The organism is Crocosphaera sp. Alani8 (assembly GCF_038442745.1).
Lineage (GTDB): Bacteria > Cyanobacteriota > Cyanobacteriia > Cyanobacteriales > Microcystaceae > Crocosphaera.
Window position 1 is genome coordinate 1 of sequence record NZ_JARVCN010000138.1, and the last position, 8837, is coordinate 8837.

Here is an 8837-nt window from a genome sequence, read left to right on the forward strand (position 1 = left end):
CTTTGTCCCCTAACTTTCGGCGAGTCCCCCCAGACTTTTTGAGAAGCTTCTAATTGAACTGTCTTTAACCTTGTAATACATGGGGGGATTTTCCCATACCGAAGCACAAACTAACCTTTTTTGGGCTTAAGAGCATAAAAACGAGAATAACGAGTAGATGCTCTTAGAATATCATTTAACCAATTATCCAGACGATATAAATTCAACGCTGCTGCCGTTAAAATGTGTTGTAAGTGGGTTTTAGCCAAACCCACATAACGAGATTGACGTAAACCCGACTTTCGGAGGGCTTGAGATAAAGTTCCTTCGATTCCGGCTCTTTTGTGATAAATCTTGAGAAACTCTGGATCATCTTGCTCTTTACGTCGATTTTTCAAGGCTATATATCTCTCTTTTTCTCGAATCGTTAATTTTCTGCCGTCTTTTTTAGCACGAGTACATTGACTTCGGGCCGAACAATTCTTACAAGAGGAAGAAGAAAATTGGATCTGAATAACCCCAAGTCCTCCCCTATCTTTGGTCGGTCTCCAACTGTGACTTTGATGTCCTTCTGGACAAATTGCCACTTGTTGCTCCCAATCTATGTGAAAATTCTCGGCGGCAAATTGGGGATGATTTCTCGCTTGCCATGATGGTTCACTTCGTACTGGTCCAATTATTCTAACGTCATAGTCTTTTTGAGGAGACATTAAGTTATCGGCCGTGGTGTAACCCATGTCCATCAGATGTTCATCTGGCAGTAAATCCTTCTTCTCTAAATCTTGATGAATGGGTTTAACCGCCTCTTCATCTGTTAGAGTCGCCAGAGTCGTTTCAACCTGAGTAATCAAATGAGGTGAATCTTCATCACAAGTTTCTGTTAAATGAACTTTATAACCGACCCAGTTAACACTTCGTTTGGAAGAATAGCGAGCCTCTAAATCGTAAGGGGAATGAATCGCTATAGAGGCAGGAGGTAAGTCTTTTTGACTTCTCCATTGAACAATTCCATCTACAGGGGCATAAAATTGTTGAATCCAAACTTTGCGTAAAGTTTCTACAGCCAAAAGGAAACGTAACCCTTGAGGGGCTTCAATTGAATAAATTTTTTCTAGTAAATAAAAACCATCGGCTCCCATTTGATTACCTAACTTTTCTCTTTCAGACTTTGGATCAGGGAGACGGTAACTCTCCATTCTTCTTCCGTAACGGTCAAACCAATCTTTTTTGACATTAACTTTTAGCCAATCTGGGGCAGCTTTGGCTAAACTATTCAAAGCCGCCCTCATCATCTCCCCCAAGCACTCTAGACGATTCAGAGGACGAATGGCAGCTATTATATGGGTAGAATCAGTTCTTTGTCTTTTCGGTTTTTTCAGAAGTCCTACCTCTTCTATTTTTTCTATTATTTTATTTAATAAAAGTTCCTCTTTTCCCGATTCAATTAAACGTTTACGAAACTCACTTAATACAGAGTAATCGAACCCACTATCTTCTAACGGTAAAGAAAGTACATATTTCCAATCAATTCGCCCTCGTACAGCTTCTGCGACTTGACGATCTGAAAGGTTTTCCATGTATTGCATAATGCAGATTAAAGCTAGTCGCCAAGGTGATTGGGCTGGTTTTCCCTTGACAGAGAATAAATCAGCGAAATCTTCATCAACATAGATAGTTTCTAAGGTATTTCGCAGTTGCAGATAAATATTTCCTTTGGGGAAAGCTGCACGGGCTACTCTTGCTGTGTCTTCAGGAATCGGCGGAATTGGTTTGGGGTGCAAGGACATTTTCTGAACAAATCATATTTTTATTAGCATATTTGACTTTCCCAAGTAATACATGGAGTGGGAGAAAATATTTTTTTCCTGTATTACTTGGTTGACGGAACCCTATCATTTCACCACAATTCCTTCTTATACTTCATTTTGAATTACGCTTAGATTACTTTCGCCAACAGTATCAGAGATCCGCTTCGCGGTGCGCCAGATCAAGTCGTCAAATTGTGGGATTTCATTTAGGAGATCGCAGTCGAAATAGTGCCAAAGAATTTTGGAAGACCTTACCAAAAAATTATCAGGATAATGGGAAATTTTATACAGATTTATGGGAATCATATTGTGATGTACTCCCTAGCGATCGCCACTATCCTAGTACAAAGAAAAGTGGTGAAACAACAAGGATTGAAAGATTAAATAATACCTTAAGGCATCGTTGCTCTCGTCTAGTTAGAAAAAACTTAGCATTTTCTAAAAACTTTTTCAACCATGAAGGAGCAATTTTGTATTTCATCCATCATTATAACGAGGAAATGCTATCAACTTAGATTGACTTTCACTACTTAAATAACACTACCTGGCCAGAGGGACACAAGTGGGCCATCAAGTTGAACGATGTCCAAAGGCACATTTTGCGCTTCCTCGGCCCCACTTGTCAAAAATATTATTTATTTTATTGGTCTGATGAACCTGCGGAATGTGGGATGAACCTGCGGAATGTGGGGTAATAAAAGCAGAATGGCTAAAAAAAGGTAGCAAACCTCGATTACCAGATATAAAGTAGCAAAAATAAAATAATCCAAATAATATCAACAAAATGCCAGAAAAAAGAAACGGCTGTGACTCCTTGATGACCCCTGTTATAATTACCCGGAACAAGAGAGCGAAAATACATCAGCAAAAGTAAAATAACCCCCGTTAAGACGTGCAAACCGTGAAATCCTGTTAATAGATAAAAAGTTCCTCCCACAGGTCCGACATCTAAACCAAAAGGCATATTGCGCCATTCGAGGGCTTGACCCATCAAAAAAATAATACCCATTACTGCGGTCAGTAGCCATAGTCGTCTGAACTTAACTAAATTATGGTGATTAAGGGCTTGTTCTGCCCAATAAATCACTCCACTACTCGCAACTAGAATAACTGTGTTGATTGCCCCTCTTGGAACATCTAATCCAGAAACACCGAGGGGAAACCAATTCGGATTCGTCAGGCGCAGAATGATGTAAGTGATAAAAAAACTCACAAAAATCATGCTCTCTGATAGTAGAAAAACAGGAAATCCAAAGGCTAGGTTGTCTTTAGGCTTGCTTGGTTCTTCATTAGGAGATTGATTCAGACGACTGGGGCTTTCCATAACTCACGCTTTTCAAAAAAAGAATAGGACTTCTCTTTATCAGGACAGATTAGTTGTTAGTCGGGAAGATTCGCCATAGCCATAGGGTTCTGAGGTAACAGTAGGAATTTCTTCAAAATTTTCGAGAGGGGGAGGAGAAGAAATTGTCCACTCTAAACCCGTCGCTTTCCAAGGATTATTAGGGGCTTTGCTCCCCTGTAGCCAAGAACGGACCATATTGGCGATAAAAGGGAGGGTTGACATTCCCAATAAAAATGCGCCTAGACTTGCTACTACATTCCAACTTGCATATTGGGGATCATAGGAAGAAATACGGCGTAACATTCCCTGTAGACCAACGGGGTGCATGGGAAAAAAGTTGAGATTTGCTCCAATAAAAGTTAGCCAAAAATGAATTTTCCCCCAACCTTCGCCATACATCCGTCCAGTAATTTTTGGAAACCAGAAGTAAATTCCAGCATAAATTGCCATAGTTACTGTACCGAAGACCACATAGTGAAAGTGACCCACAACAAAATAAGTGTTATTGACATGAATATCAAAAGGGGCTGAGGCTAACATTACCCCCGTGATACCAGAAAACAAAAACATCGCCACTCCTCCCAAGGCAAATAACATCGGAGTGTCTAAATGTAACTTTCCTCGCCAAACCGTGGCAGTCCAAGCAAATACTTTAATGCCCGTCGGTACGGCTACTAACATGGTAGATGCCATAAAAAACATCCGCATCCAGCTAGGTGTGGCACTTGTAAACATATGATGCACCCAAACAAAAGTTCCGATCAAGGCAATGAGAAAAGAGGAGATGGCAACGATTTTATAGCCAAATAAAGGCTTACGGGCAAAAGCAGGAATGACTTCTGAAAAAACGCCAAAAGCAGGTAATGCCATGACATATACAGCTGGATGGGAGTAAAACCAAAATAAATGCTGGTAAATAATGGGATTTCCTTGCTTAAAAGGAGAAAAAAAATCTGTTCCCAAAGAGAGATCAAATAGCAACATGATGGCAGCTCCCGTCAAGGCGGGCAAGCAAAATAATTGCAACAACTGGGCACTTAATATCGTCCAAGCATAGACAGGCATCCGAAATAGTGTCATTCCTGGTGCGCGCATCCGAACGATTGTGGTGACAAAGTTTACGCCCCCCATGATAGAGGAAATTCCAGAGATGGCTACTGCTAGTAACCAGACAAATTGACCGTTAATCAGGTGTCCAGAGGGGTTTTGGATGCTGACTGGTGGATAAGACCACCAACCTGCCTGTGCTGTACCACTGGGAAGAAAAAAGCTCAACAAAAGTAAAATTCCAAAAGTAGGAACGAGCCAAAAAGCGATCGCATTTAACACAGGAAATGCCACATCTTTTGCGCCAATCATCAACGGAATAAGGTAATTAGCTAATCCCACATTCGCAGGAAAGATCCACAAAAAGATCATAATCGTGCCGTGCATCGTAAACAAACCATTGTAAAGGGTACGATTAACAACATCTAACGGAGGCGTTAATAGTTCAGCCCGAACAATCATTGCTAACAAGCCAGCAATCAAAAAAAAGATAAAGGATGTGACTAAATACTGAACCCCAATCACTTTATGATCGAGACTAAAGCTAAAGTAGCGTTTCCAATTCGTCGGTTCTAGGGGCGGTTGTCCATCCATGTTTTCTGCGGAAACATTGGTCATAAATTGTTGTCCTTTTGTTTCTATGGCGTGAGTTCAAGTTTAGATTTGTGATCCAACTCAATTTACCTTAAAAGCGATCGCACGCTGTCGTTTACTCAATAGAATGAACCATTGGCGGATTAGCTGGTGAAACCATAGGCCAGCTAACTCCTAGTGGCGTTTCTAGAGGATTTGCGTGTTCCTCGGTTGCCTGATTGTTTGCCGAAGTGGGTTGCTGAGTCGATAATTGAGTCAACCATTGCTGATAAGTATCAGGAGTATCTACATAGACATCGGCCCCCATCAAAGCAAAGTATGTCCCGCTGAATTGAGAATCGTGTAGTTGATATTTGCCTACCCGATTTGGCGTGAATTTTAACTCAATCGTTCGATTGGGGACAATGTCTTGCTTAATGCGAAAATTAGGGACATAGAAACCATGTAACACATCCTCGGATGTCATCAAAAGATGAATTCGTTTATTAACAGGAAGATGCAATGCTGTACTGGTGACATTAGTGGCAGGGTAGCGAAATGACCAAGACCACTGTTTGACGACCACCTCAATTTCTTCTTCAGAGGCAATATCACTGCTGTCGGTTTGAGCAAAGGCTGACTCTATTAAGGAGTTGGGCAGATTTACAATCGAAAGAGAGCCAAGGCTATTCATGCGCTGATAGATATTGTAGCTGTAGCCCGCAATCCAAGTGACCAGTAAAATAGGGATGACTGTCCAAGTAATTTCCAGCGTCCAATTCCCGCGAATTGGGGGTGCATCACTGTCATCATTTTTGCTGGCTCGATAAAAGAAAATTGAATAGAGTAAAACCCCCAATACCCCAAAGAAAACCAATGAGCCCAAGGTAACCAAAAAGCTAAATAAATGACCCACCAGTTCGGCTTCTTGGGTGGCTGAAGTCGGTAACCAATCATAGGACTGTTGTCCTAATCCGTGGCTGACAATAATTATAATCACTACGAAGACAACCAACAACAAAATGTTAAAAACTCTCATATCACCCCACTAAATATAATCAACTGAAGCACTTGGTTGGGATTTTTTCCCATCTGCAAAAGATTAGCAGCTGTATTGTGAACCCCAAACTCTGCCCCCAATTGTGCCCCCAATGTGCCATGGACAAACATAAATGCCAGAATTAAAATACCTGCGAGTAAATAGCTCCACTGAACTTGTTGAGAATAACCTTTGCGCCAGCGAAAACGCTGATATCCTCGCCAAACTGTCATCGCCACCATCATCGTTAACAGCAAAACCCCACCCACTCCGTGTAAAAGCATTGTTGAACCTGCACCCAATCCCCAATCACTTTTCATATCCGTGGGAGGATTCGCCAAGAAAATCTCAAAAAAACCCGCTGCTACAGTGAAGAAAGTAACTACCGATGCGGCCACCGCATTGTACCAACCGACATCAAAAAAGTTAGACCGGCTCGCTGGCATCGTTAAAAACCTTAAAATGGGTCGTTCTAAGGGAAATAGCGTCCCCATCAAATCAAAAGCGATCGCAATAATAAATATCCCCAAGGTGAGATGCACAAGATTAGGATGAATGGGAAATCGGTAAGGTAGTCCATTTACACCTAAGTGTATGCCCAATTGCTTTAACTGCTCAATAAGTTGCATATTCATGGTAGAATCCCTTCCTTAATAGCTTTGACCACGGGAGCGGTGTGCAGTCCGTAAACCCAATCCACTAAACTTCCTAGATAAATTTGCAAACACACCAAACACATTAAAAGGGTAGCTGCCCCCAAATAAACCACAGGGACTTTGAGCGGATCTTTAACGCGAATAACCCCCCGCCAAGCGGTTAAAGCCACTAAAATGGCGGACAAAGACCAGCCATTGATAGTATGATAATCCAGTATCGGCTGAGCCGCAGGATAGGGTTGCGCCAGTGCTGCTTCAAACTCACCAAAAATCACTGCAAAAAAGACGGCAACTGAAGCAACTACCATATTCCACCAACTCACTTCAAATAGGCGATGATTCCGGCTGAGATAGCCTGTGATATCACAAAAGTAAGCCAAAAAAACCATTCCAATTACAAAGTGAACAATAATCGGGTGTAAGGTATCAGGATAAGGTAAATTCTGATCATTCAATGTAAGTAGAGGCATGAGTGAACATTTTCCTAGTTAGATTCTGAAGAAGTTGTTGGAGTAGAGGAGGGGGGACTGCGCTGCTCTGAGGGAGGAGTTTGCAATCCTAGAAAAGCAGCAACAAAAAAAACGATCGGGGCTAAAACCGCCAAGGCTTTTACCAATAAGCGATCTCTTTGTTCGACAGGGGAAAGGGGAGGTGACTGTTGGGCTTGATTCGTGGCTTGTTCAGGTCGGTGATAGCGATGGAAGATTTCCTCTTTTAGCCATCCTGTGGTTGCCTTAAAGTTGTGTAAGGGAGTAGGAAGTAGTTCTAGATAAGTAGCAGTTCTAAGCATATCCCCTAGTTTGCCATCAATTTGCACTTTATCAAACAGATTGGCAACACCATTGCCTAAACCCAATTTCATCAAGGTTCCTCGTAGGTTGACCTCAGCAGGATAAAGAGGGGTACCATGAGCTAATGCCATCAGATTATGAGCAATGGCGGTACCTTGTTGATACGCTACCTGTGCCAGTGCAGGTTGAGGTTGCGCTTGAACATCAGCACAATCTCCTGCCACAAAAACATCAGGAAAACCTAATAGTTGTAAAGTCGGTTTTACGAAGGGTAAACCATGTTTATCTAAATAATCTGGAGAAATTTGAGAACTTAAGCTTTGGATTAAAGGATTAACAGCTGTGCCAGCTGTCCAGATTGTAGTGTAGGTCAATAGGGTTTCTATCTCCGTGCTACCGACAGATTGATACTTAAGTTTGTCAGGTTCAACAGCTTTTACACCTACCCCCAAAAGCAATTCGACAGAAACCGTTCGCATTTTAAAGGCTTTTAAAGCAACGTCTCTTAAATGAGCATTGATATCCCCTGAGAGAATTTCCTTGCTATGATTGATTAAAATAATCCTAATTTCATGGATATTGCCCCCCAATTTATCGTACCAATGGGGCAGGAGGTCCGCTAGAGTTGCCGCCATTTCTACTCCTGCAGGTCCGGCCCCTACCACTGCAAATGTTAGAAGATGCTGGCGTTGTTGTTCGTCGTTTGCCTGACTAGCGCGTAATAGACAATCCCGTAACTGGCTTTCTAGGGCAATGACATTTTCTCTTGTCCGAAAAGCAAAAGCATTATCTTTTGCTCCTTCTGTTCCTAAATAGCCTTGAATGCTACCCACTGTTAATACGAGATAATCATAAGTGTAGTCAGAACCGAACAATAATTGAACCCGTTTTTGTAGCAGATTAATTGTTTCGACTTTGTTTTTTAAAAAAGTTATATCGCTCCCTTGTAACAACTCTTCGTAGGTAGGACAAACTGTATTTTCTTCCAATTCTCCCGTTAGCATCTCATAGAGCATCGGCTTGAAAACAAATTGCTCTTGTGAATCAATTAAAATAATGGAGCCACTGTGATATTTATGACGCAGATGTAAAGCTGTAAATAAACCGGCAAAACCAGCACCCACAATTACCGTTGTTTGATTAGGCTGATTCATTTGAGTTGTTCACTGAGTAAATTATCATAATTTGAAGAACTAATGGAACTTTAGGGGAATATTGCAAAAACAAGCGCTCTCACTCCGCAAGTGCTGCCGCACCGCAGTTAAACTAGAATCATTATAGGTGAACGATAACTCTTGTAGCAAGGTTTTTGAAGAAAGCAGAAGTTGAACACAATCTGGAAATAAGACCGCCATACTTGTGACACAAACCAGGGATAGATTAAAAATATGTCGAACAAATAAAGTGCATTACAAACAAGGAGAATCTATCATGAAACTCAGCTATCGCGGTCATGATTACAATCCCACTCATATCTCCGTCACTATGACTGATCCTAACAAGAAAGCAACCTACAGAGGTGTTAGCTATTCTCTACAACAAGCTCAAAATCTTCCTCCAGTTTCCCCTCACCAATTCACTTATCGTGGTCTTTCCTAT

Annotated in this window: 8 protein-coding genes and 1 pseudogene; 2 read left to right on the top strand and 7 right to left on the bottom strand. The window is 41.5% G+C overall.

All coding sequences use genetic code 11. The annotated features are described in order from the left end of the window. Positions 1-110 precede the first annotated feature (110 nt). Positions 111-1766, bottom strand: coding sequence for an IS1182 family transposase (locus P9B04_RS09665; RefSeq protein WP_342054781.1), 1656 nt, complete (start codon positions 1764-1766; stop codon positions 111-113). Positions 1767-1939: 173 nt separating this feature from the next. Between P9B04_RS09665 and P9B04_RS09670 the strand changes: the two are divergent. Then, positions 1940-2302 (top strand): annotated as a pseudogene (locus tag P9B04_RS09670) (IS1 family transposase); the annotation flags it as partial. A gap of 218 nt (positions 2303-2520) precedes the next feature. Here the strand turns inward: P9B04_RS09670 and P9B04_RS09675 are convergent. From P9B04_RS09675 to P9B04_RS09700, 6 genes are all read right to left on the bottom strand, one after another. Continuing rightward, the gene (locus tag P9B04_RS09675; protein WP_342054782.1) at positions 2521-3111 is read right to left on the bottom strand and encodes a cytochrome c oxidase subunit 3; all 591 of its coding nucleotides are present in this window, start codon (positions 3109-3111) and stop codon (positions 2521-2523) included. A 39-nt stretch (positions 3112-3150) separates the two neighbouring features. After that, positions 3151-4797, bottom strand: coding sequence for a cytochrome c oxidase subunit I (locus P9B04_RS09680; RefSeq protein WP_342054783.1), 1647 nt, complete (start codon positions 4795-4797; stop codon positions 3151-3153). Between the two features lie 91 nt (positions 4798-4888). Next, positions 4889-5791, bottom strand: coding sequence for a cytochrome c oxidase subunit II (locus P9B04_RS09685; RefSeq protein WP_342054784.1), 903 nt, complete (start codon positions 5789-5791; stop codon positions 4889-4891). Further along, positions 5788-6426 carry a DUF2231 domain-containing protein gene (locus P9B04_RS09690; protein WP_342054785.1) on the bottom strand — a complete coding sequence of 213 codons (639 nt, stop codon included), beginning with the start codon at positions 6424-6426 and terminating at the stop codon, positions 5788-5790. The genes P9B04_RS09685 and P9B04_RS09690 overlap by 4 nt, the downstream gene beginning before the upstream one ends. Next, the gene (locus tag P9B04_RS09695) at positions 6423-6917 is read right to left on the bottom strand and encodes a DUF2231 domain-containing protein (protein ID WP_342054786.1); all 495 of its coding nucleotides are present in this window, start codon (positions 6915-6917) and stop codon (positions 6423-6425) included. Before P9B04_RS09695 ends, P9B04_RS09690 begins: the two co-directional genes overlap by 4 nt. A gap of 14 nt (positions 6918-6931) precedes the next feature. Next, positions 6932-8392 (bottom strand): NAD(P)/FAD-dependent oxidoreductase, encoded by a 1461-nt coding sequence (locus P9B04_RS09700; protein ID WP_342054787.1) that lies wholly within the window; start codon positions 8390-8392, stop codon positions 6932-6934. 277 nt (positions 8393-8669) lie between these two features. Between P9B04_RS09700 and P9B04_RS25160 the strand changes: the two genes are divergently transcribed. After that, on the top strand, positions 8670-8837 hold a 168-nt coding region (locus tag P9B04_RS25160), incomplete at its 3' end, for a DUF4278 domain-containing protein (protein WP_446717985.1).